The sequence below is a fragment of the Streptomyces sp. JLBG701 genome (assembly GCF_058544905.1).
This window is the reverse complement of sequence record NZ_CM178588.1, coordinates 10,180,503-10,205,568: the sequence shown is the minus strand read 5'-3', so window position 1 is coordinate 10,205,568 and position 25,066 is coordinate 10,180,503. Positions and strand designations below refer to the sequence as shown.

24 protein-coding genes and 1 pseudogene are annotated in these 25,066 nt (G+C 69.3%); 21 read left to right on the top strand and 4 right to left on the bottom strand.

Translation table 11 applies throughout. The features are described 5' to 3' along the window. Positions 1–49: 49 nt before the first annotated feature. On the bottom strand, positions 50–463 hold the full coding sequence (locus tag AC5DRG_RS46645) for a DUF6069 family protein (RefSeq protein WP_491806376.1): 414 nt from the start codon (positions 461–463) through the stop codon (positions 50–52). Between the two features lie 425 nt (positions 464–888). On the opposite strand from AC5DRG_RS46645, the gene AC5DRG_RS46640 reads away from it, so the two are divergent. The 3 genes from AC5DRG_RS46640 to AC5DRG_RS46630 are packed head-to-tail and all read left to right on the top strand — an operon-like array spanning position 889 to position 3,862. Further along, positions 889–1,893: a sugar ABC transporter substrate-binding protein gene (locus AC5DRG_RS46640; RefSeq protein WP_491806375.1), complete on the top strand. Its 1,005-nt coding sequence runs from the start codon at positions 889–891 to the stop codon at positions 1,891–1,893. Further along, the gene (locus tag AC5DRG_RS46635; protein WP_491806374.1) at positions 1,893–2,969 is read left to right on the top strand and encodes an ABC transporter permease; all 1,077 of its coding nucleotides are present in this window, start codon (positions 1,893–1,895) and stop codon (positions 2,967–2,969) included. The genes AC5DRG_RS46640 and AC5DRG_RS46635 overlap by 1 nt, the downstream gene beginning before the upstream one ends. Before the next feature lie 5 nt (positions 2,970–2,974). Continuing rightward, positions 2,975–3,862, top strand: a complete 888-nt coding sequence (locus AC5DRG_RS46630; protein ID WP_491806373.1) for an ATP-binding cassette domain-containing protein — start codon at positions 2,975–2,977, stop codon at positions 3,860–3,862. Between the two features lie 80 nt (positions 3,863–3,942). Here AC5DRG_RS46630 and AC5DRG_RS46625 read toward each other — a convergent pair whose 3' ends face one another. After that, on the bottom strand, positions 3,943–4,944 hold the full coding sequence (locus AC5DRG_RS46625) for a LacI family DNA-binding transcriptional regulator (RefSeq protein WP_491806372.1): 1,002 nt from the start codon (positions 4,942–4,944) through the stop codon (positions 3,943–3,945). Between the two features lie 208 nt (positions 4,945–5,152). Here AC5DRG_RS46625 and iolC point away from each other — a divergent pair, with 208 nt between their 5' ends. The 14 genes and pseudogenes from iolC (at position 5,153) to AC5DRG_RS46555 (ending at position 18,701) form a co-directional block, all read left to right on the top strand. Next, the gene (gene iolC, locus AC5DRG_RS46620; protein WP_491806371.1) at positions 5,153–6,145 is read left to right on the top strand and encodes a 5-dehydro-2-deoxygluconokinase; all 993 of its coding nucleotides are present in this window, start codon (positions 5,153–5,155) and stop codon (positions 6,143–6,145) included. A gap of 4 nt (positions 6,146–6,149) precedes the next feature. Continuing rightward, positions 6,150–7,022 carry a Cgl0159 family (beta/alpha)8-fold protein gene (locus tag AC5DRG_RS46615; protein ID WP_491806370.1) on the top strand — a complete coding sequence of 291 codons (873 nt, stop codon included), beginning with the start codon at positions 6,150–6,152 and terminating at the stop codon, positions 7,020–7,022. Then, complete coding sequence (iolB, locus tag AC5DRG_RS46610) at positions 7,019–7,894, top strand: 5-deoxy-glucuronate isomerase (protein WP_491806369.1); 876 nt, start codon at positions 7,019–7,021, stop codon at positions 7,892–7,894. The genes AC5DRG_RS46615 and iolB overlap by 4 nt, the downstream gene beginning before the upstream one ends. After that, a complete protein-coding gene (gene iolD / locus AC5DRG_RS46605) occupies positions 7,894–9,771 on the top strand; it encodes a 3D-(3,5/4)-trihydroxycyclohexane-1,2-dione acylhydrolase (decyclizing) (protein ID WP_491806368.1) in 1,878 nt (625 codons plus the stop codon). Before iolB ends, iolD begins: the two co-directional genes overlap by 1 nt. 12 nt (positions 9,772–9,783) lie before the next feature. Then, the gene (locus tag AC5DRG_RS46600; protein ID WP_491806367.1) at positions 9,784–11,274 is read left to right on the top strand and encodes a CoA-acylating methylmalonate-semialdehyde dehydrogenase; all 1,491 of its coding nucleotides are present in this window, start codon (positions 9,784–9,786) and stop codon (positions 11,272–11,274) included. A 39-nt stretch (positions 11,275–11,313) separates the two neighbouring features. Continuing rightward, positions 11,314–12,264 carry a TIM barrel protein gene (locus AC5DRG_RS46595; protein ID WP_491806366.1) on the top strand — a complete coding sequence of 317 codons (951 nt, stop codon included), beginning with the start codon at positions 11,314–11,316 and terminating at the stop codon, positions 12,262–12,264. A 9-nt stretch (positions 12,265–12,273) separates the two neighbouring features. Beyond that, positions 12,274–13,160 (top strand): annotated as a pseudogene (locus AC5DRG_RS46590) (MFS transporter). A 12-nt stretch (positions 13,161–13,172) separates the two neighbouring features. After that, positions 13,173–14,189 carry a Gfo/Idh/MocA family oxidoreductase gene (locus AC5DRG_RS46585; protein ID WP_491806365.1) on the top strand — a complete coding sequence of 339 codons (1,017 nt, stop codon included), beginning with the start codon at positions 13,173–13,175 and terminating at the stop codon, positions 14,187–14,189. Continuing rightward, positions 14,186–15,052 (top strand): sugar phosphate isomerase/epimerase family protein, encoded by an 867-nt coding sequence (locus AC5DRG_RS46580; RefSeq protein WP_491806364.1) that lies wholly within the window; start codon positions 14,186–14,188, stop codon positions 15,050–15,052. Before AC5DRG_RS46585 ends, AC5DRG_RS46580 begins: the two co-directional genes overlap by 4 nt. Before the next feature lie 130 nt (positions 15,053–15,182). Continuing rightward, positions 15,183–15,824 carry an ABC transporter permease gene (locus AC5DRG_RS46575; protein ID WP_491806363.1) on the top strand — a complete coding sequence of 214 codons (642 nt, stop codon included), beginning with the start codon at positions 15,183–15,185 and terminating at the stop codon, positions 15,822–15,824. Then, positions 15,821–16,627 (top strand): ABC transporter ATP-binding protein, encoded by an 807-nt coding sequence (locus AC5DRG_RS46570; RefSeq protein ID WP_491806362.1) that lies wholly within the window; start codon positions 15,821–15,823, stop codon positions 16,625–16,627. Before AC5DRG_RS46575 ends, AC5DRG_RS46570 begins: the two co-directional genes overlap by 4 nt. Then, the gene (locus tag AC5DRG_RS46565) at positions 16,624–16,935 is read left to right on the top strand and encodes an SDR family NAD(P)-dependent oxidoreductase (RefSeq protein WP_491806361.1); all 312 of its coding nucleotides are present in this window, start codon (positions 16,624–16,626) and stop codon (positions 16,933–16,935) included. The genes AC5DRG_RS46570 and AC5DRG_RS46565 overlap by 4 nt, the downstream gene beginning before the upstream one ends. A gap of 8 nt (positions 16,936–16,943) precedes the next feature. Beyond that, positions 16,944–17,786 carry an amidohydrolase family protein gene (locus tag AC5DRG_RS46560; protein WP_491806360.1) on the top strand — a complete coding sequence of 281 codons (843 nt, stop codon included), beginning with the start codon at positions 16,944–16,946 and terminating at the stop codon, positions 17,784–17,786. Between the two features lie 144 nt (positions 17,787–17,930). Continuing rightward, complete coding sequence (locus tag AC5DRG_RS46555) at positions 17,931–18,701, top strand: low temperature requirement protein A (protein WP_491806359.1); 771 nt, start codon at positions 17,931–17,933, stop codon at positions 18,699–18,701. 40 nt (positions 18,702–18,741) lie between these two features. On the opposite strand, the gene AC5DRG_RS46550 is transcribed toward AC5DRG_RS46555, so the two are convergent. Continuing rightward, entirely contained in the window at positions 18,742–20,082 is a 1,341-nt protein-coding gene (locus AC5DRG_RS46550; RefSeq protein WP_491813345.1) for an AbfB domain-containing protein, read from the bottom strand. 285 nt (positions 20,083–20,367) lie between these two features. On the opposite strand from AC5DRG_RS46550, the gene AC5DRG_RS46545 reads away from it, so the two are divergent. From AC5DRG_RS46545 to AC5DRG_RS46530, 4 genes are all read left to right on the top strand, one after another. Beyond that, a complete protein-coding gene (locus AC5DRG_RS46545) occupies positions 20,368–21,792 on the top strand; it encodes an amidase (protein ID WP_491806358.1) in 1,425 nt (474 codons plus the stop codon). Positions 21,793–21,818: 26 nt separating this feature from the next. Beyond that, positions 21,819–22,037, top strand: coding sequence for an NfeD C-terminal domain-containing protein (locus tag AC5DRG_RS46540; protein WP_491806357.1), 219 nt, complete (start codon positions 21,819–21,821; stop codon positions 22,035–22,037). 133 nt (positions 22,038–22,170) lie between these two features. After that, positions 22,171–23,658: an SPFH domain-containing protein gene (locus AC5DRG_RS46535; protein ID WP_491806356.1), complete on the top strand. Its 1,488-nt coding sequence runs from the start codon at positions 22,171–22,173 to the stop codon at positions 23,656–23,658. Positions 23,659–23,724: 66 nt separating this feature from the next. After that, a complete protein-coding gene (locus AC5DRG_RS46530; RefSeq protein ID WP_491806355.1) occupies positions 23,725–24,168 on the top strand; it encodes a type II toxin-antitoxin system PemK/MazF family toxin in 444 nt (147 codons plus the stop codon). On the opposite strand, the gene AC5DRG_RS46525 is transcribed toward AC5DRG_RS46530, so the two are convergent. Then, the gene (locus AC5DRG_RS46525; RefSeq protein WP_491806354.1) at positions 24,122–25,045 is read right to left on the bottom strand and encodes a TIGR02452 family protein; all 924 of its coding nucleotides are present in this window, start codon (positions 25,043–25,045) and stop codon (positions 24,122–24,124) included. The two genes, AC5DRG_RS46530 and AC5DRG_RS46525, sit on opposite strands and share 47 nt — an antisense overlap. Between the last annotated feature and the right edge of the window lie 21 nt (positions 25,046–25,066).

The following is a 25,066-nucleotide window of genomic DNA, read 5'->3' as shown; positions in this document are numbered from 1 at the left end:
GCGGGCAGGACCACGGTCCCTGCCCGCCGTTCGTTTTCCCCGCCCGCCCCTACGGCAGGGGCATGACCTTGCGGTAGGTGAACACCGCGGCCGCCGCGACCACCACGTGCATCAGGAGCAGCGCCCCGACGCCGATGACGCCGCCGTCGCCGAAGAGCAGGAAGTCGGGAACGAAGGACACCACGACGAGGGTCGGCGCCAGCCACCGCACCAGCGCCGTGGGGTCCTTCGACACCTTGCGCACGATCGCCCAGCCGACAGCACCCGCCACCACCCCGACCGCTGTCAGGAAGATGTACGAGGACGCCTTCAGCGGCCGGAAGTCGTCGGGTGCGCCGGCGGCCAGGGCCAGCAGGGCCAGCACCGCGTCCGCCACAGAGGCCACCACGATCGCGGCCAGCACACCTCCCGCCACAACGAGCGGACCACGGCGGACGGCAACGACGTCAGGGGCAACAGACATGGCAACTCCAGAGAGGGCGACTGCTGGAAGAGCCCCCACAAGGGGACGTTTGAACTCTCAAACGAGAGCCTGACGGAATCCGCTTTAAATTTCAAGCTCAAGGCTCGGACGTGCCCGTCACGACCGGATCCGCCACTCAATTTCATTCCGAACACTTTGTTGGTACGTCCTGACAAACCTGTTGACATCCCTGCGGAGCGGCTCCATAGTCTCTCCAACTAGAGCGCGCTACTAAAGCGCTCCAGTCGCTAACCAGGCAGTCCACACCTACGACCGCCGCAGAAGAACGAGCCGCCACGCACGGCACATACACACCATGCGCGCACCGCGTCGCCACTCGGCGATCGCTCATCGGCCGCCGACATCAGACGCGCCTGCGCTCACCACAGACTCCGCCCCGACAAGCACAGCGAGGTGCAAGGGACATGCACAGAAACCACCGAGCCGCGATTCTCACCGCCACCGTCCTCACCGGGACCCTGCTCGCCGCCGGCTGTTCCAGCAGCTCCGGCGGCAAGCAGTCCGAGGAAGGAAGTGCGGACGCCTCGGCGGGCAAGGCCACCACCCCGCGCATGACGGTGGCCATGATCACCCACGCCGCCCCCGGCGACACCTTCTGGGACCTCATCCGCAAGGGCGCCCAGGCAGCAGCGGCCAAGGACAACATCAAGCTCGTCTACTCCAGCGACCCCAGCGCCGGCAACCAGGCAACCCTCGTCCAGAACGCCATCGACCAGAAGGTCGACGGCATCGCGCTGACCGCCGCCAAGCCGGACGCCATGAAGGATGTGGTGGCCAAGGCGGAGGCGGCGGGCATCCCGGTGGTCGGTTTCAACTCCGGCGTCGGCGACTGGAAAGAGCTCGGCATGCTCGAGTACTTCGGGCAGGACGAGAACATCGCCGGCCAGGCCTTCGGCGAGCGGCTGAACCAACTCGGCGCCGAACACGCCCTGTGCGTCATCCAGGAGCAGGGCCAGGTCGCCCTTGAGGCCCGCTGCGCCGGCCTGAAGAAGGGCTTCAGCGGCAAGACCGACATCCTCTACGTCAACGGCACCGACATGCCGTCCGTGAAGTCGACGATCACCGCCAAGCTCAAGCAGGACAGCTCCATCGACCAGGTCGTCACCCTCGGCGCCCCCATCGCCCTGACCGCCGTGCAGTCGCTGTCCGACGCGGGAAGCAAGGCCAAGCTCGCCACGTTCGACCTCAACAAGGAGCTGGTGAAGGCCGTCCAGGACGGCACCATCGAGTTCGCGGTCGACCAACAGCCCTATCTCCAGGGCTACTTGGCCGTCGACTCGCTGTGGCTCTACAAGACGAACGGCAACTTCAGCGGCGGCGGCACCGCACCGGTACTCACCGGACCGGCCTTCATCACCAAGGACAACGTCGACTCCGTCGCCACGTTCGCCGCGAAGGGCACCCGGTGATGAGTATGACCCAGCATGCCGAGCCGGCGGTGACCACACCGCCGGCCCCCGGCCGCAAGGAGAGTGACGGCCGCACGGCCGAACGTCCGCTGGCGCTGCGGCTGTTGGCCCGGCCCGAAGTGGGCGTCTTCCTCGGCGCGGTCGCCGTATACGTGTTCTTCCTGGTCTCCGCGCCCCCGGTGCGCGACGGCAGCTCGATGGCCAACGTCCTGTACCAGTCGTCGACCATCGGACTCATGGCGCTGCCCGTGGCCCTGTTGATGATCGGCGGCGAGTTCGACCTGTCGGCCGGCGTCGCGGTCATCACCTCCGCGCTCACCGCGAGCATGCTCAGCTACCAGCTCAGCATGAACGTCTGGGTGGGCGTACTCGTCGCCCTTCTGGTGTCGCTGGGCGTGGGCTTCTTCAACGGCTGGATGGTGGTCAAGACCGGCCTGCCCAGCTTCCTGGTGACCCTGGGCAGCTTCCTGATCCTTCAGGGCGTCAACCTCGCGGTGACCAAGCTGGTCACCGGCAACGTCGCCACCGACGACATCAGCGACATGGACGGCTTCGGCCAGGCGAAGAAGATCTTCGCCTCGACCTTCGACGTCGGCGGCGTCAACGTGAAGATCACCGTCGTGTACTGGCTGGTCTTCGCGGCCCTGGCGACCTGGGTGCTACTGCGGACCAAGTACGGCAACTGGATCTTCGCGGTCGGCGGCAACAAGGACAGCGCCCGCGCCGTCGGCGTGCCGGTGACGTTCACGAAGATCTCGCTGTTCATGCTGGTCGGCTTCGGTGCCTGGTTCGTCGGCATGCATCAGCTGTTCACCTTCAACACCGTCCAGTCCGGTGAGGGCGTCGGACAGGAGCTGATCTTCATCTCGGCGGCGGTGATCGGCGGTTGCCTGCTGACCGGCGGTTCCGGGTCCGCGATCGGCCCCGTCTTCGGCGCGTTCATGTTCGGCATGGTGCAGCAGGGCATCGTCTACGCCGGCTGGAATCCCGACTGGTTCAAGGCGTTCCTCGGCGTGATGCTGCTCGGCGCCGTCCTGATCAATCTGTGGGTCAGCCGCACGGCGACCCGGAGGTGACCCACATGACAAGCGATATGAACGGAACCCACGGAGCCATCCTCCAGGACACCGCACCCGTGGGCGAAGACCGTCCCATCGTCCAACTGCGTAATGCCGGCAAGGCGTACGGCAACATCCACGCCCTGCACGGCGTCGACCTGAGGGTTCATCCCGGCCAGGTCACCTGCGTCCTGGGCGACAACGGCGCCGGCAAGTCGACCCTGATCAAAATCATCTCCGGGCTGCACCAGCACACCGAGGGCGACTTCCTCGTCGACGGCGAACCCGTGCACTTCTCCACCCCGCGCCAGGCCCTCGACCGCGGTATCGCCACCGTCTACCAGGACCTGGCCGTCGTACCCCTGATGCCGGTGTGGCGGAACTTCTTCCTCGGCTCGGAGATGACCCGAGGCCCCTGGCCTGTCCGCCGCCTCGACATCGAGAAAATGAAGAAGACCGCGGACGAGGAACTTCGCAACATGGGCATCATCCTGGACAACCTCGACCAGCCCATCGGCACCCTCTCCGGCGGCCAGCGCCAATGCGTGGCGATCGCCCGCGCCGTGTACTTCGGCGCCCGCGTCCTCATCCTGGACGAGCCGACCGCCGCCCTCGGCGTCAAGCAGTCCGGCGTGGTCCTGAAGTACATCGCCGCCGCCCGCGACCGCGGCCTCGGCGTCATCTTCATCACCCACAACCCGCACCACGCCTACATGGTCGGCGACCACTTCAGCGTCCTGCGCCTGGGCACCATGGAACTGTCCGCCGAACGCGCCGAGATCACCCTCGAAGAACTCACCAACCACATGGCCGGCGGCACCGAACTCGCCGCGCTCAAACACGAGTTGGCCCAAGTCCGCGGCGTCGACGTCGAAGAACTCCCCGAGGAGAAGGACCTCACGGCCCTGTAGTGGCATATCCCCAGGCATATCCCCAGCACGGAAGGCCAAAAGCCCCAACTGCTGGGGGACATGCCCCGCTCGCCGATGTCTCAGACCGACGTCTCCGGTGCCGTGTCACTGGTACCGCGTACCACCAGTTTCGGATCCAGTACGGCCTCCCGGACTTCCAGATCCGGATTCTCCAGCCGCTCGACGGCGAACCGCACGGCATGCTCCGCCATCAGAGCCGCGTCCTGGCGGACGGTGGTCAGGCCGATCGGCATCAGATGGGAGAGGTGACTGTCGTCGTACCCGACAACCGACACATCACGCGGGACATCGACGCCTGCCCGCGTCAATGCCATCAACAGGCCCCACGCACACCGGTCGTTGCCCGCGAGGACCGCAGTCGGCAGAGCCTGGCCCCGATCGCGCTCCGCCAGGAACAGGCGGCCCGCCTCGATGCCCGATTCCTCCGTATGCTCCCCGGGGATGACCCGCGCCTCGGCCTCCAGCCCGTGCCGGCGCATCGCGGCCCGGTAGGCACGCCGCCGCTCTGCCGATCCCGGTCCCCGGCCGCCGTCGATGTGCACGATCCGGCGGTGCCCCAGTTCGACGAGATGCTCCATGGCCTGCTGTACACCCTTGCCCTCAGCGCTGTGCACGAAGTCCACGCGGGCGCTGGGCACTCGGCGGCTGACCGAGACGGTCACCGCCCTGCGCCCGAGTTCGTCGAGATACGCGGCCTCCGCCTCGGGGCCGAGCAGGATCAGCGCCTCGCAGCGGTGGCTGAGCAGTGCCTCGGCCGCCTTCGCCTCGCTACGGCCATGGGTGGCCGCGGAGAGCAGGACGTCGTAGCCACGACGTTCGGCCTCGGGGTAGATCCCCTGGATGAGGTCCGCGTGGAAGGTCTGGTGCACGGTGAACATCACGCCGAGCGTGCGGCTGCGGCCGCGGGCCAGCAGCCTGGCCGCGCTGTCGGGGTGGTAGCCGATCTCGTCGGCGACCCGCAGAACCCGCTGCCGCGTCTCTTCGCTCGCGCCCGGCTGACCGCGGAAGATGATCGAGACGAGCGCCCGCGACACCCCCGCTTTCGCGGCGACGTCCGCCATCGTAGGCCGCTGCTTTCCCGACGCATCCACCTGTGAACCCACCTTCCGCCGCGGCCAACCCTACGGGCCTCTCGAAATCTCCCGGCAACAAGGTATTGACATGACATTTGGACAGGGGTCATCGTACACAGACTAGAGCGCGCTAGTAGAGCGCGCCAGAGAATCGTCCGAGCGCCCCCGCCTCCGGCACGAAAGGGAAACCAGCGTGATGCCGTTCGAAGTGCTGACCATGGGCCGTGTAGGGGTGGACATATATCCGCTCCAGACCGGTGTGGGGCTGGCGAAGGTCACGTCGTTCGGCAAGTACCTGGGCGGAAGTCCGACCAACGTCGCCGTCGCCGCGGCCCGCTACGGCCACTCCTCGGCCGTGATCACCAAGACCGGCCGGGACCCTTTCGGGGACTTCGTCCGCACGGCCCTGGACGGGTACGGCGTGGACAGCCGTTTCGTCGGTACGTCGGACATCGCGCCGACCCCGGTGACGTTCTGCGAGATCTTCCCGCCGGACGACTTCCCGCTGTACTTCTATCGGCTGCCGAAGGCTCCTGACCTGGACATCGCTCCGGCGGAGCTGGATCTGGACGCCGTGCGGGACGCACGGATCTTCTGGGTGACCGGTACAGGGCTGAGCGAGGAGCCGAGCCGTTCGGCCACGCTGGCCGCGCTGGCGCACAGGGCGAAGGCCGGGGCGACGGTGTTCGATCTGGACTGGCGGCCGGCGTTTTGGAAAAGCACAGCCTGGGCCAAGCCGGACCGGGCGCGGGCCTTCTACGCGGAGGCCCTGCGCCATACGACGGTGGCGGTCGGCAACCTCGACGAGTGCGAGGTGGCCACCGGCGAGCGCGAGCCGTATGCGGCCGCGAAGGCCCTGCTGGCCGCCGGGGTGGAGCTGGCCGTGGTCAAGCAGGGGCCGAAGGGTGTGCTGGCCATGGACCGGGACGGTTCGGCCGCGGAGATCCCGCCGGTGCCGGTGGACGTGGTCAACGGGCTGGGTGCGGGTGACGCGTTCGGCGGAGCGCTGTGTCACGGGCTGCTGTCCGGCTGGGACACCCGGCGAACGGTCGCCTTCGCCAACGCCGCCGGCGCGATCGTCGCGGGCCGCCTGTCCTGCTCCGAGGCGATGCCGACCGAGGCCGAGGTCAACGCCAAGCTCCGCGAGGCATCCCTCGCCTCCCCCACTCCCATCGAAGGCAAGGTGTGACGACGTGCTGTCCGACAACGTGAGCCGGATCGTGCAAGCCCGGGTCGGCGATCCCGGCGCCATCGCGGCGGCCGCCGCGCGCCGTGTGAAGGCCACCTCGCTGCTCGGCGAGCACGGCAAGGCGATGATCATCGCGGCGGACCATCCGGCACGCGGCGCCAACGGCGTCGGCGGTGACGTCAACGCCATGGCCGACCGCTTCGAGCTCCTGGAACGGCTGTGCACCGCCCTGGAGCGCCCGGGTGTGACGGGCGTGCTGGGCACCGCCGACATCCTGGAAGACCTGCTGCTGCTCGGGGTGCTCGACGGCAAGAGCGTCTTCGGCTCCATGAACCGGGCCGGTCTCGCGGGTTCGGTGTTCGAGATCGACGACCGCTTCACCGGCTACGACGCCGAGACCATCGCCGCGATGGGCTTCGACGGCGGCAAGATGCTCACCCGCATCGCTCTGGCGGACCCGGCGACCCCGTCGGTCCTGGAGCACACCGCGCATGCCGTCAATGAGCTGAATGACCGTCAACTCATCGCCATGGTCGAGCCTTTCATGTCGACCTGGCAGGACGGCCGGATCCGCAACGACCTCGCCACCGACGCCGTCGTCAAGTCGATCACCATCGCTTCGGGGCTGGGCCGCCGTACCGCCTACACCTGGCTGAAGCTGCCCGTCGTCAAGGACATGGAGCGCGTCCTTGCTTCCTCGACCCTCCCGGCGCTGCTGCTGGGCGGCGAGGTGACCGACCCGGAGGCGGCGTTCTCGTCCTGGGGCAAGGCGCTCAAGCAGCCCACCGCGCAGGGCCTGGTCGTCGGCCGTTCCCTGCTCTACCCCTCGAACGGCGATGTCGCCGGTGCGGTGGACAAGGCGGTGAGCCTGCTGTGAGCAGCAAGTACCACCTGCCCAAAGGCACTTCGGCCGACGGGCCCTACGAGCTCCTGGTCACGCCCGAGTCGGCGGGCTGGGGATACTCCGGCCTCAGGATCCTGACCCTGAAGCCGGGCGAGGCACACGCCCTGTCCACCCATGACTCCGAGTTCCTGGTCCTGCCGCTGACGGGCTCCTGCACCGTCACCACGGACGGCAGGACCTTCGAACTCGAAGGCAGGACAGGCGTGTTTGCCTCGGTCACCGACTTCGCGTACCTCCCCCGCGCGTCGGAGGCCCTCATCATCAGCGCGACCGGCGGACGGTTCGCGCTGCCCAACGCCCGTACCGGGCGGAGCTCACTCTCCGCTCGGTACGGGTCCAAAGAGAACGTGCCGGTCGAGCTGCGCGGATCGGGCGCGTGTTCACGGCAGGTCAACAACTATTGCCTGCCCGGCACCTTCGACGCCGAGCAGCTCCTGGTCTGCGAGGTGCTGACGCCCGGCGGCAACTGGTCCTCGTACCCGCCCCACAAGCACGACGAGGCGCGGCTCGGCGAGGAGTCGGAGCTGGAGGAGATCTACTACTTCGAGGTCTCCGGCGACGGGAACGGGTTCGGCTACCAGCGGGTCTACGGCACTCAGGAGCGGCCCATCGACGTGCTCGCCGAGGTCCGCTCGGGCGACGCCGTCCTGATCCCGCACGGCTGGCACGGCCCGTCGATCGCCGCGCCCGGCTACGACCTGTACTACCTCAACGTCATGGCCGGCCCCGGCCAGGACCGCGCCTGGCTGATCTGTGACGACCCCGCCCACGGCTGGGTCCGCCGGACGTGGGACACGCAAGACATCGATGACCGGCTGCCGTTCGGCGCCGAGGAGAACCAGTGATGGAAACGATCAGGCTCACCACCGCGCAGGCCCTGGTGCACTTCCTCGCCAACCAGTACAGCGAGCGCGACGGCCAGGAGCAGCGGCTGATCCCCGGGGTCTGGGGCATCTTCGGGCATGGCAACGTGGCCGGGATCGGGCAGGCGCTGCTGCAGGCCGCCGTCACTCAAGAGGCCGATCTGCCCTACTACTTGGCCCGCAACGAGCAGGGCATGGTGCATGCCTCGGTCGCCTACGCCAAGATGCGCGACCGGCTCGCCACCTTCGCCTGCACGGCCTCGACCGGCCCCGGCTCCACGAACATGATCACCGGCGCGGCGCTGGCCACCACCAACCGGATCCCGGTCCTGCTGCTGCCCAGCGACATGTTCGCCACCCGCGCCGCCGACCCGGTGCTGCAGCAGCTGGAGGACACCAGGGGCGGCGACGTCACGGTCAACGACACCTTCCGCGCCGTATCGAAGTACTTCGACCGCATCTCGCGCCCCGAACAGCTCATTCCTGCGGCGCTCGCCGCGATGCGGGTCCTCACCGACCCGGTGGAAACGGGCGCGGTCGCGCTCGCGCTGCCGCAGGACGTGCAGGCCGAGGCCCACGACTGGCCGGTCTCTTTCTTCCGGCGAAGGGTGTGGCACGTGGGCCGCCCGGTGCCGGAGCCCGCCGCCGTCGAACGGGCCGCCCGGCTACTGCGCGGCGCACGGAAGCCGCTGATCGTGGCGGGCGGCGGTGCCGTCTACTCCGGCGCCGAAACCGCCCTGCGCGCCTTCGCCGAGGCCACCGGCATCCCGGTCGCCGACACCCACGCCGGCAAGGGTGCCGTCCCCTGGGACCACCCCTACGCGGTCGGCGGTATCGGCTCCACCGGGTCGTATGCGGCCAACGAACTCGCGCGCGAGGCCGACGTCGTCGTCGGCATCGGCACCCGCTACTCCGACTTCACCACCGCCAGCCACACCGTCTTCGGCAACCCCGACGTCGCCTTCGTCAACCTCAACGTGGCCCGCCTGGACGCCGTCAAGCACTCGGCGGAGCCGCTGGTGGCCGACGCCCGGCTGGGCATCGAGGCGCTCGCGGGGGCGCTGACGGACTGGGAGGTCGATCCGGAGTACCGGGCACACACGCGTCAACTCATCGCCCGCACAAGGGAGATCGAGGAGCGGTGCTTCCACGTCGGCCACGGCCCGCTGCCCGCCCAGACGGAAATCCTCGGCGCGCTCAACGACGTCCTGGATGACCGCGCCGTCGTCATCAACGCGGCCGGTTCCATGCCCGGCGACCTGCAGCAGCTGTGGCGCGCCCGGGATCCGAAGGCCTACCACGTCGAGTACGCCTACTCCTGCATGGGCTACGAAATCGCCGCCGGCGTCGGCGCCAAGATGGCCGATCCCTCACGCGAGGTCGTCGTACTCGTCGGCGACGGCTCGTATCTGATGATGGCTCAGGAGATCGTGACCATGGTCTCCGAGGGCCTCAAGGTCATCATCGTGCTCGTCCAGAACCACGGCTTCGCCTCCATCGGCGCCCTGTCGGAGTCGCTTGGCTCACAACGGTTCGGCACCAAGTACCGATACCGGGACGGCGATTCGGGTCAGCTCGACGGCGACGTCCTCCCCGTCGACCTGGCGGCCAATGCGTCGAGCCTCGGCGCCGACGTCCTGCACGCCACGTCCGTGGACGAGTTCCGCACGGCGATGGAGAAGGCCAAGGCAGCCCACCGTACGACCGTCGTGCACGTCGAGACCGACCTGTACGGGCCGAACCCGCCCGGCCACGGCTGGTGGGACGTGCCGGTCAGCCAGACCTCCGCCCTGGACTCCACCCGCACCGCGTACGAGACGTACGCCGCCCACAAGCTCGACCAGCGGCACTACCTGTAAGGACACCCTCACGTGAAGACCATCCAGCACTGGATCAACGGCTCACCCGCCGACGGCACGGACACCGCCCCGGTGTTCAACCCCGCCACCGGCGCCGAGCAGGCCCGGGTCGTCCTGGGCAGCGCCGCCGATGTGGACGCGGCTGTCACCGCCGCAGCACAGGCCTTCGAGACCTGGTCCGAGTCCTCGCTCAGCCAGCGCACCCAGGTCATGTTCGCCTTCCGCCAGCTCCTCGTCGAGCATGAGGAGGAGCTGGGCCGGATCATCTCCGCCGAGCACGGCAAGACCGTCGACGACGCCCGCGGCGAGATCACCCGGGGACGGGAGGTCGTGGAATTCGCCTGCGGCCTCGGCGACGTCCTCAAGGGCTCCTTCTCCGACCAGGTCTCCCGCGGCATCGACGTCCACAACTTCCGCCAACCGCTCGGCGTCGTCGCCGGCATCACACCGTTCAACTTCCCCGCCATGGTGCCCCTGTGGATGCACCCCATCGCCATCGCGACCGGCAACACCTTCATCCTCAAGCCCAGCGAACGCGACCCCTCCGCCGCCAACTTCGTCGCCGACCTGTACCGGCGCGCGGGCCTGCCCGACGGAGTCTTCAACGTCGTCCACGGCGGCAAGGACGCGGTCGACGCGATCCTCACCCACCCCGGGATCGAGGCAGTCTCCTTCGTCGGCTCGACGCCGATCGCCAAGTACGTGCACGAGCAGGCCACTTCGCACGGCAAGCGCGTCCAGGCCCTCGGCGGCGCCAAGAACCACGCCGTCGTACTCCCGGACGCAGACCTGGAGTTCGCCGCCAACCACATCACCGCCGGCGCCTACGGCTCCGCAGGCGAGCGCTGCATGGCCGTCTCCGTGGCCGTGGCCGTCGGCGAAGCGGCCGACGGGCTGGCCGAGATCCTGGAGCGCAAGGCCCGCGAGGTCAAGGTCGGCCCCGGTGACGCCCCCGGCGTCGAGATGGGCCCGCTGGTCACCAAGGTGGCCCAGGAACGCGTCGAGAACGCGGTCGGCACCGCCGCCGCCCAGGGCGCCACCGTCGTCGTCGACGGGCGCGGACTGAAGATCGACGGCCACGAGGAGGGCTTCTTCACCGGCCCCTCCCTCCTCGACCACGTCACCACCGACATGGACGCCTACAAGGAAGAGCTCTTCGGCCCGGTCCTCGCCATCGTCCGCGCCGAATCCCTCGACCAGGCCATCGACCTCATCAACGCCAACCCCTACGGCAACGGCACCGCCCTGTTCACCGCCTCCGGCGAAGCCGCCCGCCGATTCCAGCGCAACATCAAGGTCGGCATGATCGGCATCAACGTCCCGGTCCCGGTCCCGATGTCCTACTACTCCTTCGGCGGCTGGAAGGACTCCCTCATCGGCGACTCCCCCATCCACGGCCCCGAGGGCATCCGCTTCTACACCCGCCCCAAGGTCGTCACCACCCGCTGGCCCCAGCCCAAGCAGCAGGTGAACGCCGGCTTCAACTTCCCCACCTCCAGCTGACCCCAGAGTTCCCTGTCCCCCTTCCGCGAAGGACTCACCATGGCAACGGCGCCATCCCCGCTCCGCACCATCGCCGGCAACCTCTGCCTGGGCTCCGCCCCCGACTCCTGGGGCATCTGGTTCCCCGAGGACGACCACCAGGTACCGCACACCCGCTTCCTCGACGAACTCGCCACCGCCGGCTACCAGTGGCTCGAACTCGGCCCCTACGGCTACCTCCCCACCGACCCGCAGCGGCTGAAGGAGGAGCTGGAGTCCCGTGGCCTCCAGGTCTCCGGCGGCACCGCCTTCGGCGCTCTGCACCGACCGGAGGCCTGGGACGAGATGCTCGCCCACGTCCGCCAGGTCGCGACCCTGACCGCCGCCGCGGGCGCCCACCACCTGGTCCTGATCCCGCCGATGTACCGGGACGAGAAGACCGGCGCGTTCACCGAGCCACCCGAGTTGACCGCCGAACAGTGGGCCGGCTTCGGCCACAGCGCCGACCGGCTCGGCAAGCTCCTGCTCGACGAGTACGACGTACGCCTCGTCATCCACCCGCACGCCGACAGCCACATCCAGACCCAGCCGGAGATCGAACGACTCCTCAACGAGTCCGACTCCCGCTACACCAACCTGTGCCTGGACACCGGTCACGTGGCCTACGGCGGCGGCGACAACCTCGACCTCATCCGCCGCTTCGCCGAGCGCGTCGGCTACGTCCACATCAAGCAGATGGACCCCGCGATCCTCGCCCAAGTCGCCGCGGAGGACCTGTCGTTCGGCGAGGCCGTCAAGCGCGGCGTCTGTGTCTCCCCGCCTGCCGGGGTGCCCAACCCCACCGACGTGGTGGCCGAACTAGCCAAGCTCGACGCCGAGTTGTTCGTCATCGTCGAGCAGGACCTCTACCCGTGCGCCCCCGAGGTCCCGCTGCCCATCGCGATCAGCACGCGTGAGCACCTGGCCGGCTGCGGCCTGTCCGGAACCCGCCGCCCGAACCTCACGCGCTAGGAGGCGGCCATGGACGTCAGGGACAAGGCGACGACACGGACACCTCATACGCCCGTTGCCGACACCCCGCCTCCGACGGTCTCCCGGCGGCTGCGGCTCATCACCGTCATCGCCACCTTCGGCGGACTCCTCTTCGGCTACGACACCGGCGTCATCAACGGTGCCCTGCCCTACATGACCGAGGACCTGGGCCTGACCCCCTTCACCGAGGGCATGGTCACCAGCTCGCTCCTGCTGGGCGCCGCCCTGGGCGCGGTCACCGGCGGCCGGCTGTCGGACGCGCGCGGCAGGCGCCGTACGATCCTCGTCCTCGCCGTGGTGTTCTTCGTCGGCGCACTCGGCTGCACCCTCGCACCGAACACCGCGGTCATGGTCGTGGCCCGTTTCGTGCTCGGCCTCGCGGTCGGCGGCGCCTCGGTCACCGTGCCCGTCTACCTCGCCGAGGTCTCCCCCGCCGAACGGCGCGGCGCACTGGTCACCCGTAACGAACTCATGATCGTCGGCGGGCAGTTGCTGGCCTTCACCTCCAACGAACCCCCTTGGTGCTGCCCTCCGGCGACGGACGGGCGTACGCCGTGCTCGCGATGACCGTCACCTTCCTCGCCTTCCAGCAGGGGGCGATCTCGCCGGTGACCTGGCTGATGCTCTCGGAGATCTTCCCGATGCGGATGCGCGGTTTCGGGATGGGCGTCGCGGCCGTGGTGCTGTGGCTGACCAACTTCGTGATCGGGCTGGTCTTCCCGTCCCTGGTCGACGGGATCGGGATCTCCAACACGTTCTTCCTCTTCGTGGTGGCGGGACTCTTCTCGCTCACCTTCGTCAAGCTCTACGTCCCCGAGACCAAGGGCCGCACCCTCGAAACCCTCGAAGCCGAACTCCGTGCGCGCTTCGCCTAGTTAGGAAACGACATGACCGTACGTGTAGGTGTCATCGGCGCCGGCTGGATCGGCAAGGAGCACATCCGGCGTCTCACTGACACCGTCACCGGCGCCCGCGTCACCGCGGTGACCGACATCGACGCCGCCCGTGCCGAGGAGGCGGCGGCGCCGGTCGGTGCCCGGGTGCTGCCCGACGGCGCGACTCTCATCGCTTCTCCGGATGTGGACGCCGTCCTCGTGACCTCGTGGGGCCCGACCCACGCCGAGCACGTGCTGAACGCGATAGCCGCCGGGAAACCGGTGTTCTGCGAGAAGCCGCTGGCCACGACCGCCGAGGACTGCCTGAGGATCATCGAGGCCGAGACGGCTCTCGGCCGCCGCCTGGTCCAGGTCGGCTTCATGCGCCGCTACGACGTCGGGTACCGGAAGATGAAGCAGGTCATCGACTCCGGCCGGATCGGCGAGCCGCTGATCGTGCACTGCGCCCACCGCAATCCGACTGTCCCCGAGTCGTACACGTCCGCCATGGCCGCCCTGGACACGGCGGTGCACGAGGTGGACGTGCTGCGCTGGCTGCTCGACGACGAGATCGTCTCCACCCAGGTGGTCACCCCGCGCGCCACGAGCAAGCGGTTCGCCCACCTCAAGGACCCGCAGATCATGTACTTCGAGACGGCCAAGGGCGTCCGCATCGATCTGGAGGTCTTCGTCAACTGCCAGTACGGCTACGACATCCAGTGCGAGGCGGTCGGCGAGGAGGGGCTGGTCCGGCTGCCCGACCCTGCCTCGGTCGGCCTGCGCAGCGCCGGTCAGCACACCACGGAGGTGCTCACGGACTGGGTGGGACGCTTCGCGGACGCCTTCGACACCGAGTTCCGCGAGTGGATCGCGGGCATCGCCGCCGGCAGCGAGCCCACCGGCCCCTCGGCCTGGGACGGCTACGCGGCCACCGTCATCACCAGCGCGACCGTCGAGGCCCTGGAGTCGGGCCGCGTCGTCGCCACCGACCTCAAGCCCCGGCCCGCACTCTACGGAGGTGCCGCGTGAAGATCGCCCTCGACCCGTACATGTTCCGCGCCCTGCCCATCGACGCCATGGTGCGCACGGTCGCCGAACTCGGCTACCACTACATCGAGTTGTCGCCGCGCGACGACTTCATGCCGTTCTTCCTGCACCCACGGGCGGACGACGAGCGCATCGCCGAGCTCAAGAACTCCCTGCGCACGCACGGCGTACAGCTGTCGTCCGTGCTGCCGCTCTACAAGTGGTCATCGCCGGACGAGACGGAGCGACAGGCCGCCGTCCGCTACTGGAAGCGGATGATCGAGATCACCGCCGACCTCGAATGCCCGCTGATGAACTCGGAGTTCAACGGCCGCCCCGAGCGTGCCGCCGAGAGCGAGGCCGCGTTCTGGCGCTCACTGGAGGAGCTGCTCCCGGTCTTCGAGCGCGAGGGCATCGCCCTCAACCTGGAGGCCCACCCGGACGACTTCTGCGAGGAGAACACCCCGGCCGTCGATCTGGTCCGCGCGATCAACAAGCCGTGGGTCAACTACCTCTACTGCGCGCCCCATTCCTTCCACCTCTCGGGCGCGGACCCGACGGCGGACATCGCGGCGATGATGCGCTACGCCGGCGACAAGCTCCAGCACGTGCACATCGCCGACTCCTTCAACCACAAGGGCTCCAGCGGCCTGCGCTACATCCTCAATCCGCCCGGCACCACCGCCCGCATCCACCAGCACCTCGACATCGGCCAGGGCGAGGTCGACTGGGACGCCTTCTTCGGCACACTCCGCGAACTCGACTTCGACGGCGTGGCCACCGCCTGCGTCTTCGCCTGGGAAGAACGCGCCCACGATTCCTCAACCTTCATGCTCGACCGCATCACCAAGGAACTCGCCGTGTGATCGGCCAGTCGCGCTCCGGGCGGTGAAGTCCATCCACGGCATGGATGAACCGGATCCGGGATTCGGATTACGCGGAGGATGGCGACCGGTCGTCTGACGCGCGCCCTTCAGCGTCGTCGTCGGCCAACTAGTGGACCTGCTCACCGGTCCCGCCCTGCTCGACGACATCGTGCCGTCGCTCGCGCGGGCCCTCGCCGGATTCGTCCTCGGCTCAATGGCGGGCGTACTCGTCGGAGTCACCCTTGGCTGGTCGCGCCGGCTGGAGCCCTGGTGCCGGGCGTCCCTGGAGTTCCTGCGCGCGGTGCCGCCCCCGGCGCTACTGCCGCTGGCGATCATCGTGTTCGGGGCGAGCGACACCACTCGCGTCGCGGTGATCGCCCTCGGCACGTTCTGGCCGGTGCTGCTCAACACCACCGACGGGGTACGCCGGGTGGAGAGCGGCTACATCGACAGTGCCCGCGTCTACGCCCGGGGCGGCCGGGCCGATCTGCTGCGCAGGGTGGTGCTGCCGGCTGCCACCCCGCAAATCGTGGCGGGGCTTCGGGTGGGCCTAGCGATCTCCCTGATCATGATGGTGATCAGCGAGATTGTCGCCTCCTCCTCGGGCCTCGGCAACCTCATCCTGCGCTCCCAACGCCTGTACGCCGTCGACCAGATGTACGCCGGCGTCCTCCTCCTCGGCGTCCTGGGCTGGCTGCTCACCCTGCTGTTCTCCGCGATCGAACGACGGGCACTCGCATGGTTCTACGGCATGAAGGGGCACGAGCGATGACCAAGCAGGGGGTGCGCGTGCCGGATCGAACCGACCAGGCACTGCTCGAAGTCACCGGCCTCGGCAAGCAGTACGCCGGCCAGGGCTCCGGGCCGGTCACGGAGGCGATCGGCGATGTCTCGATCGCGCTGGCCGAAAGGGAGTTCGTCGCCGTCGTGGGCCCCTCCGGCTGCGGCAAGACGACCCTGTTGCGTTGCCTGTCCGGGCTGTTGCGTTCCGACCGGGGCGAAGTGCGGTACGCGGGGCGTCCGTTGGAGCGAGTGCCCGACGACCTCGCGGTCGTCTTCCAGGAGTACAACCGCAGTCTGTTCCCGTGGCTCACGGTGCGGCGGAACGTGGAGTTCGGGTTGACGGACCTGCCGCGGGCCGCCCGCCGGGAGCGGGCTCTCGACTCCTTGGGCAGGGTCGGTCTCGACACGTTCGGCGAGCACTATCCATGGCAGCTGTCCGGGGGCATGCAGCAGCGCGTCGCCATCGCGCGCGCCCTCGCCCGTCGTCCGCGGGTGCTGCTGATGGACGAGCCGTTCGCCTCCGTGGACGCGCAGACCCGTACGTCACTGGAGGAGATGACGGCGTCGATCAGTGCGGAACTGGGGCTGACCACCTTGCTGATCACCCACGACATCGACGAGGCGATCTTCATGGCGGACCGCGTGGTGGTGCTGTCCGCCCGCCCGAGCCGTGTCGTCGCCGAACTGACGGTCGACTTCTCCCGACCCCGGGACGAGCTGGCGGTGAAGGCCTTGCCGGAGTTCTCCGAACTGCGCAGGCGTATCCACGAGTTGATCGGAGGCTCACGATGACGACAACGGATTCCCCGGCCCGCCGGGCTGTCCTGGTCACCGGAGCGGGTCGGGGCATCGGCCGCGCTTCGGCACTGGCCTTCGCCAGGGCAGGCTTCGACGTGGCGCTGAACTACAGCCGCAGCGAGAGCGCCGCGAGGACGTGCACGATCAAGGAGAGCCTGTGCGAGAGCGGCGCGGAACCCGACTTCCGGCGGATGGTCGACGTCGAGTTCGACCGTCAGGTGCGCTCGCTGCACCAGCCCGCGTTCAAGGAAGCCCTGGAACGGGCCCGTGCGCGCCGCCGCACGGGCCCCCGAACCACCTAGGAGACGCTGTGCGCCGTATCGATCTGCACGCCTACCCCGGCACCCAGCCCTGGATCGACTCGCAGGGCGTCTTCGCCGAGGCCCTCGGCAAGTACTGGGGCCGGGAGTGGGCCGCGGAGTCCGAGGAACAGGTCGTCGACAAGTTCACCGCGGCCGGGGTCGAGGTGGTCCTGGTCGCCTTCGACATCGAGACCGTCATCGGCGCGCCACCATGCTCCAACGACTACGTCACCGACCTGCGCGCGAAATACCCGGACCGGGTCATCCACACCTGGGGCGCGGTGGACCCCTTCAAGGGCGAGGCGGCGATCGAGGAGGCGAAGCGCGCGGTCACCGAACTCGGGGTCCTGGGCTTCCACTTCCACCCGATCATGGGCCGCTACCGGGTCGACGACCGTGCGCTGTACCCGTTGTTCGAGACCATCTCCGGGCTCGGCGCAGCCGTGATGATCGACGTCGGTACGACCGGCATGGGAGCCGGCATGCCGGGCGGCCTCGGCTCCCGCATCGAGCACGCCCACCCGCTGGCGGTGGACCATCTGGCCGCCGACTTCCCGGTCTTGACGATCATCGCCGCCCATCCCGGCTGGCCCTGGGTGGACGAGATGACGGCGGTCGCGCTGCACAAGGGCAATGTCTTCTGGGAGTTGTCGGGCTGGGCGCCCAAGTACTTCCCCGACCAGCTCAAGAAGGACGTACGGGGTCGGCTCCGCGAGAAGATCATGTTCGGCAGCGACCACCCCAGCCTGCCCTACGAGCGGATCTTCCGGGAGTGGGAGGAGATCGGCTACACGGACGACGTCCTCGCCGACGTCTTCCACCGCAACGCCGAGCGGGTGCTCGGGCTCTAGAGCGGCGAGCTTCCGTACCCGGGCTGCGGCGGCCCGCGTACGGGATCTCGGGACGCTCACGCCTTGGACGCCAGCACGGCCGACGGTGCCTCGGCCCCGGCGAAGACCCCCACAGCGAGGAAGCCCACCGAGACCAGAAGTCCCATGACGCTCTCGTGGAACAGCACGAGGACCGGCGCGCTGACCAACAGAGCGGCCACGCCGAACAGCACCCATGCCGCGTCGCCCGCACTCAACCCGAGGCCGACGGGGGCCAGTTCGGGGTCTGCGCCGACGTACCTCTATGTCGGGCTGGCAGTGGCCGTGGGCGAGTTGCTGGTCCCGATCTGGGGCGAGCGGGCGCGGGTGACGACCTTTCACCCGGAGCACATCACCGAGCGGTTCGGGCTGTTCACCATGATCGTGCTCGGCGAGGCGGTGCTGGCAGCGACCATCGCCGTGCAGACCGCGGCCGACTCGCGCGGCGGCACCGACGCCGGCCTGCTGGTCCTGGCCGGCAGCGGACTGCTGCTCGTCTTCAGCCTGTGGTGGCTCTACTTCGACCGGACCACCCAGCGCATGCTGCGCTCCATGCCCACGACGATCATCTGGGGCTACGGCCACTACCTCGTCTTCGCCTCGACCGCGGCGATCGGCGCCGGACTCGCCGTCGCCGTCGACGCCCTCACCGACCATGCGCACGTCACACACCTTCAGCGGGGCCTGGCCGTCGGCATACCCCTAGCCACCTGGATCGCGACCGTCTGGTGGCTGCGCGTGGGCCCGCCCCTGCGCGGCTTCGCCGTCGCGGCCTCGCCCGGGGCCGCGATTCTGGTACTGGCCGCGGCCTGGACCTCTGCGGCCGTGCCCCTGATGGCCGTGATCACCGCGGCACTGGCGGCAGTGAAGACCTGGGCCGTGCGGCGGACGGACTGATACTCGACGCCGGGACGGCCCAGGTCAGCAGATGCGCAGCTCAGCCCCAGGCGGTCACCGGCGTGAACGAACTGTCCTGGCGGAACAGCGCCGTCCCGTCCGTACGGTCCAGGCGGAGTTGGTAGTTGTAGTGGCGGAGGTAATAGCCGGGGTAGTTGTACGACTCGAAGCGAATCGAGCCGCTGGTCGAGCCGGTGCGGGCGATGAACGTGGCGTCCTTCGCGAACGTCGTCGTGCCGTCGTTGGTGTCGAAGCGGCCGCGGTAGTCGTAGTGGCGAAGGTAGTTGCCGGCCGAGTCGCGGAAGGAGAAGCCGTTGGAGTCGGCGAGTCCGGCTACGATCGTGAAGGTGGACGCCTGCTTCTCGGCGGTGGTGCTGGAGCTGGTCACCACGGGGAGGTTGAGCAGGGCGGACTGCTCCTGCCAGTAGCGGGTGGTGTAGTTGGCGGACTGGAAGGACCGCGTGACGCCGGTCGCGAGGCTCGGTCCGCCGGAGACGGTCTCCTTGATGACGGTGAAGTGGCGTGCCGTTCCGGAGACAACGGGCAGGGCCGTCGGCGTGGACCAGGTGGCGAAGGTGTCGTAGCTGTCGCTGTAGTAGTAATAGCCGTCGCCGTAGCCGTCGAAGAACAACCGCCGGCCGCCGTTGTCGAGTTGGACCAGTGCGGGGCCTTCTCGGTAGCTGCCCCAGCCGGCCCAGTCTCCGGTCTTCGTGATCGTGTAGGGGCCGGTGAGGCTCGAAGCGGTGCCGTACTCGATGTACTTGGTCGTCTCGTTCTTCGTGAAGGCGTGGTAGGTCGAGCCGACCTTCACGATGAACGTGTCGATGTGGTTGCTGCCGATGCCGGACAGGGCGACCGGTGAACTCCACGCGGTGAGCGCCGAGTTGGAGGCCTTCAGGAGATACGGGGTGAAGATCCACTCGTCGCTGGTGACGGAGCAGGACACGATGACGTTCACGCTGCCGTCGCTGTCGACGAACCACTCCGGGGCCCAGGCGCGGGAGAGGTTGGTGATCGGGACCGTGTAGTCGTACAGGAAGGTCCAGTTGACGCGGTCGGAGCTGCGGGCGAAGCCGATCGTGGTGCTGACGTCCTGCCAGGTGTGCGTGGTGTAGGTGATGTAGTAGTAGCCGTTGGTGTGCTTGAAGATGCTGGCGTCGCGGATCCGGTTGCTGGGTGGCGTGTAGGCGGACGCCTGGAGGAGCTGGAAGTCCGTGGCGTCGGCGGACTGGTAGACGTTGACCGTGCCGTCGTTGCTGTTGAGGAACGGCACGATGGTGTAGCGGGTGGCGGAGCCGCTCGGCGGTGCGGCCGCCAGGGCCGTGCCGAGCAGCCCGGGCACCTCGCCCAGGACGAGCGCCGAGGCGGGCAGGGCGGCCATCGCGCGCAGCAGGGTGCGGCGGGAGGGCGCGGGAAGGTGTCTGGTCACGTGCGGCTCCTTGAACGATCCAACCGACGGCTCTCCATGTTCGATATCACGAACACAGTTCGGTAAATCGGTCAGACCGTAGAGGCGGGTCGTGCTCACGTCAACACTTCCGACATGCATGGGACCTGTGAACTTCCGCCCCCGCACGGCAAATTCGACATCCGGTATCGCACCGCCCCGCCGGACGTTACCGTTCGGTAGAGAACATGCCGACGGGGTCCGACGGAGGTGTCCCGTATGACTGCCGACCGTTCCACCGGACTCGCGGAGTCCGCTCGTGCGCTGGCCGACGGCGAGGTGACCTCGCGGGCACTCGTCGAGGAGGCCCTGGCCCGGATCGAGGCGAGCCAGGGATCCCTCAACGCCTTCCGGGTCGTACGGACCGAGGCCGCGCTCGCCGAGGCCGACGCGGCGGACAGGGAACTGGCCGCCGGAGTACGCCGCCCGCTGCTGGGCGTGCCGGTCGCCGTCAAGGACGATATGGACGTGGCGGGCGAGCCGACCGCTTTCGGCTGCGAGGGGCAGTTCCCGCCGCTCGCCGCGGACGGAGAGGCCGTACGGCGGCTGCGCGCGGCCGGGGCCGTGATCGTGGGCAAGACGAACACCTGCGAGTTCGGGCAGTGGCCCTTCACCGAGGGGCCCGCCTTCGGCGCGACCCGCAATCCGTGGAGCGCCGAGCACACGCCCGGCGGTTCGTCCGGTGGTTCGGCGGCCGCGGTGGCGGCGGGGCTTGTGCCGGGCGCCCTCGGTTCGGACGGCGCCGGTTCGGTCCGTATCCCGGCCTCCTGGACGCATCTGATCGGCATCAAGCCGCAGCGCGGCCGCATTTCGACCTGGCCCCGCGGCGAGTCCTTCCAGGGCATCACGGTCAACGGCACCCTGGCCCGTACGGTCGCGGACGCGGCCCTGCTCCTGGACGCGGCGAGCGGCAACCACGAACGGGACCCGCACCGGCCGCCGGCCGTGAACGCGTCCGAGGCCGCGCGACGCGACCCCGGCCGACTACGCGTCGCGCTCTCCCTCAAGCCGCCGTTCACCGCGCTGCCCGCCCGGCTGCGGCCCGAGGTTCGGGCCCGGGTCCTCCAACTCGCTGAAAGGCTCAGCGCGTTGGGGCACACGGTCGAGGAGGCCGATCCCCCGTACGGCCAGATCGGGCTGACCTTCATCCCCCGCGCCACCGTAGGACTCGCCGAGCGGGTCGGCGAGGCACCGCACCCCGCGCTCCTGGACCGGCGCACCCGTGACGCCGCCAAGCTCGGCCGGCTGCTCGGCGGGGCCCCGCTGCGGGCGGCCCGGCGCGCCGAGGCGACCCTGCACCGGCGCATCGGCGGCTTCTTCGAGTCGTACGACGTGATCCTCGCGCCGACGACGGCCGCTCCCCCGCCGCTCGTCGGCTCGATGCTGAACCTGGGCGGTCTGGCCACCGACCGCGCGATGATCGCCGCCTGTCCCTACGCCTGGCCGTGGAACGTGCTGGGCTGGCCCGGTGTCAACGTCCCCGCGGGTTTCGTCGACGGCGGCCTGCCCGTCGGGGCCCAACTCCTCGGCCCAGCCGACAGCGAGCCCCTGCTGATCTCCCTGGCCGCCCAGTTGGAAACGGATCTGCGCTGGCACGAGCTGTGGCCGCAGCGGCGAGCAGCCTCGGATTCACCGGCCGCGTAAGCGGGTTCGGCCCGTAGGCTGTGACCATGGACGATGCGTCGATGGTCGGGCTCATGGGGCGGGTCACCGGGACGATCGGGCCCGGGCTCGTCGGCGAGGTGATCGTCCGCGTGCGTGGCGGGGCCGAACACTTCCTCGCCTATCCCGCCACCGGCACCGACCGCATCGAGTCGGGCACGGTGGTGATGGTCGTGGAGTACCTGCCGCCGAGGACGGTCTACGTCACCTCCGCATACGACAGTTGAGCCCGCCCCGGCGCAGGTGAGAGCCGTATGCGTCAAGGTTGTGACAAGGATCCGCCGACGTCTTCTCCCCGGGCCCGGACAGGCGCACACTCCCTTCGTTCGGTGCCGAAAGGGCACCATCAAAAGGGGGCGTATGCCGATGGTTGTCGGCGTCGTTGCGGGGGTGGCGGTTGTCGCCGTCCTCGTTCTGATCGGTCTGTTCAAGATGATGTGGCGTGTCGCGGAACCGAACGAGGCACTGATCATCTCCGGCTCCAAGCACAGGACCGAGGGCCTTGAGGAGGGCATGGGATTCCGCATCGTCACGGGGCGCGGCACGCTGGTCATGCCCGGCGTGCAGGCGGTGCGCAAACTCTCGCTCGACCTGAACGAGACCGAGTTGCTGGTGGACTGCGTGACCACCCAGGGCATTCCGCTGAAGGTGCGGGGCGTGGTCATCTTCAAGGTGGGCGACGACTTCGTGTCGATCGCGAACGCGGGCCGCCGTTTCCTGGACCAGCAGAAGATGATGTCGGAGCGGGTGCACAACGTGTTCGCCGGTCATCTGCGGTCCATCGTCGGCGGGTTGACGGTCGAGGACATGATCCGCGACCGGGAGAAGCTCACCGGGCAGACCCGGGCCGCGTGCGGCACCGAGATGGAGAAGCTCGGCCTGATCGTCGACTCGCTGCAGATCCACGAGATCGAGGACCCGACCGGGTACATCAAGAACCTCGCCATGCCGCACGCCGCCGCCGTCCAGCGGGACGCGCGGATCGCGCAGGCCGAGGCGAACCGGCTGGCCACCGAGGCCGAGCAGGCGTCGTTCGCGCGGATGGCGGAGGCCACCCGGGACAGCGAGATCCTCCAGGCCGGCTACCAGGCCGAGCGGGACAAGGCGGGGGCCAAATCGCGCCAGGCCGGTCCGCTCGCCGACGCCGCCGCCCGGCAGGAGGTCGTCGTCCAGGAGACCCGCGTCGCCGAACTGGAGGCGCACCGGCGCGAACAGCAGCTCCAGGCCGACGTCCGCAAGCCCGCGGACGCGAAGGCGTACGAGAAGCGCACGCTGGCCGAGGCCGAGCGCGACGTGCGGATCTCGGCGGCGCAGGCCAAGGCGAAGGAGACGGAGCTCGCGGCCGCCGCCGAGGCGACCCGGGTCAAGACGGCCGCGGGCGCCGAGGCCGAGGCGACCAAGGCACGCGGTGCCGCGGCCGCCACGTCGACCCGGGCGACCGGTGAGGCCGAGGCCGCCGCCGCGCAGGCGAAGGGCCTCGCTCAGGCCGAGGCGACCAAGGCGCAGGGCCTCGCCGAGGCGGAGGCGATCAAGGCGCGGGCCGCCGCCCTCGCCGAGAACCAGGAAGCGGTCGTCGCCCAGCAACTCGCCGAGAACTGGCCGGAGATCGTCAGGGCCGGCGCGTCCGCGTTCGGCAACGTCGACAACATGGTGGTCCTCAACGGCGCCGACGGCATGGCGGACATGCTCGCCAAGGCGCTCACCATGGGCGGCACGGGGCTCGGCCTCGCGCGCCAACTGCTCGCCTCGATGAACCAGAACGGGCAGAGCGCGGGCGGGACTTCGCCCCTGAACGGGGCCACGAACCCGCCCGCCCAGCGGGTTCCGGTGGACAAGAAGGAGAACTGAGGGAGAACTGAACGACGGTGGGCCCTCGTTGCCGGGGGCCCACCCTCACCCTCTACTGTGAGTCGCGTGAGCGCACCCACCGATGACGTACGCGGCCGCTATGGCCCCACCGCTACGACCGAGGCCGACCCCCGCAAGGTGGGTCCCGTCCGCACGGAGTACTCGCCCGCGCACGACGGCGATCCTGATCCCGGCGAGATCGTCTGGACCTGGGTGCCCTTTGAGGAGAACGATGGCCGCGGCAAGGACCGGCCGGTGCTCGTCGTCGCCCGCGAGGCCGCTGGAACGCTGCTCGCCGTGCAGTTGTCCAGCAAGCGGCACGACGGCGACCGCGAGTGGGTGGCGATCGGGAACGGGCCGTGGGATCGGACGGGGCGGGACTCGTGGGTCGATGTGGACCGGGTGCTGCGGCTGCATGAGGAGGGCATGCGGCGGGAGGCGTGTGCGCTGGACCGGATGCGTTTCAACTCCGTGGTGCATCGGCTTCGGGAGCGGTACGGGTGGCGGTGAGCAAGGCTGCGGGCAGTGTGCGGGTGGTCTGTGGCCGGTCGCGCAGTTCCCCGCGCCCCTGAGGGGCGCTCGTCTGCGCGAACGCCTGCTGGAAAGCTGCCCGCGTTTTCGTCCGGGGCGTGCGGTCCAGTACCGCGAACACGACGTGCTCGAAATGTGCCGCAAACCTGCCTTCGACCAGCAGGCCCCGGAACGCGCCGGCCACCTGACCCGGGTCGTTACGGAACACCCCGCAGCCCCAGGCACCCAGCACCAGCCGTCGGTAGCCGTGCGTCGCGGCCACCTCCAGTACCCGCTCGGCCCGTGTCGCCAAGGCTCCCGGCAGTTCGGCGGCGCGCTCCGGCGCCGTACGCAGGACGACTCCGGCGTTCGGCGCGGCCGAGGTCAGAAAGCCGGCGGTGTACGGCTCGTCCAGCGGCCGGCCGCTTTCGTCGCGGAAGACGGGCACGGCGGGTGAGTGGATGACACGGTCCGTGTAGAACGGGTCGCGATGGGCGCGGTGGTGGTCGTAGAACTCGCGGGCCCCCAGCAGGCACGTGTACAGCGCGGAGGCGCGGCACAGGGCCTCCTCCTGGGCCTGGGCTCCGTTGAGATAGCCGCCGCCGGGATTGCGGGCCGAGGAGAAGTTCAGGACGGCCACCGGACCGGCCAGGCGGCGGGCGGCCTCCAGGCTGCTCTCGCCCGTGACCTCGAACAACGTGTCCACGGGAGGGGTCGACGGCACCTGCACCGGACCCGGCCCGTACATCCGCGTACCCGCCCGCGCGGCCTCGACCGCCGCGGCGACGGACACCTCGTGGCCGTCGGACGCGCGGTACGTCCCCGCCGCCACGATCCGCTCGGTCTCGCGGGCGATACCGCGCAGGCGCGCGCTCATGGCGCCACCCCCGTGGGCGCC

Coding starts and splice junctions, on each gene's coding strand:
- AC5DRG_RS46595 (WP_491806366.1), top strand. CDS start 11,314: ATGGCAACGGCGCCATCCCCGCTCCGCACCATCGCCGGCAACCTCTGC.
- iolC (WP_491806371.1), top strand. CDS start 5,153: ATGCCGTTCGAAGTGCTGACCATGGGCCGTGTAGGGGTGGACATATAT.
- iolD (WP_491806368.1), top strand. CDS start 7,894: ATGGAAACGATCAGGCTCACCACCGCGCAGGCCCTGGTGCACTTCCTC.
- AC5DRG_RS46525 (WP_491806354.1), bottom strand. CDS start 25,045: ATGAGCGCGCGCCTGCGCGGTATCGCCCGCGAGACCGAGCGGATCGTG.
- AC5DRG_RS46640 (WP_491806375.1), top strand. CDS start 889: ATGCACAGAAACCACCGAGCCGCGATTCTCACCGCCACCGTCCTCACC.
- AC5DRG_RS46630 (WP_491806373.1), top strand. CDS start 2,975: ATGACAAGCGATATGAACGGAACCCACGGAGCCATCCTCCAGGACACC.
- AC5DRG_RS46545 (WP_491806358.1), top strand. CDS start 20,368: ATGACTGCCGACCGTTCCACCGGACTCGCGGAGTCCGCTCGTGCGCTG.
- AC5DRG_RS46585 (WP_491806365.1), top strand. CDS start 13,173: ATGACCGTACGTGTAGGTGTCATCGGCGCCGGCTGGATCGGCAAGGAG.
- AC5DRG_RS46550 (WP_491813345.1), bottom strand. CDS start 20,082: ATGGCCGCCCTGCCCGCCTCGGCGCTCGTCCTGGGCGAGGTGCCCGGG.
- AC5DRG_RS46540 (WP_491806357.1), top strand. CDS start 21,819: ATGGACGATGCGTCGATGGTCGGGCTCATGGGGCGGGTCACCGGGACG.
- AC5DRG_RS46645 (WP_491806376.1), bottom strand. CDS start 463: ATGTCTGTTGCCCCTGACGTCGTTGCCGTCCGCCGTGGTCCGCTCGTT.
- AC5DRG_RS46635 (WP_491806374.1), top strand. CDS start 1,893: ATGAGTATGACCCAGCATGCCGAGCCGGCGGTGACCACACCGCCGGCC.
- AC5DRG_RS46555 (WP_491806359.1), top strand. CDS start 17,931: ATGACGCTCTCGTGGAACAGCACGAGGACCGGCGCGCTGACCAACAGA.
- AC5DRG_RS46570 (WP_491806362.1), top strand. CDS start 15,821: ATGACCAAGCAGGGGGTGCGCGTGCCGGATCGAACCGACCAGGCACTG.
- AC5DRG_RS46565 (WP_491806361.1), top strand. CDS start 16,624: ATGACGACAACGGATTCCCCGGCCCGCCGGGCTGTCCTGGTCACCGGA.
- AC5DRG_RS46625 (WP_491806372.1), bottom strand. CDS start 4,944: ATGGCGGACGTCGCCGCGAAAGCGGGGGTGTCGCGGGCGCTCGTCTCG.
- AC5DRG_RS46535 (WP_491806356.1), top strand. CDS start 22,171: ATGCCGATGGTTGTCGGCGTCGTTGCGGGGGTGGCGGTTGTCGCCGTC.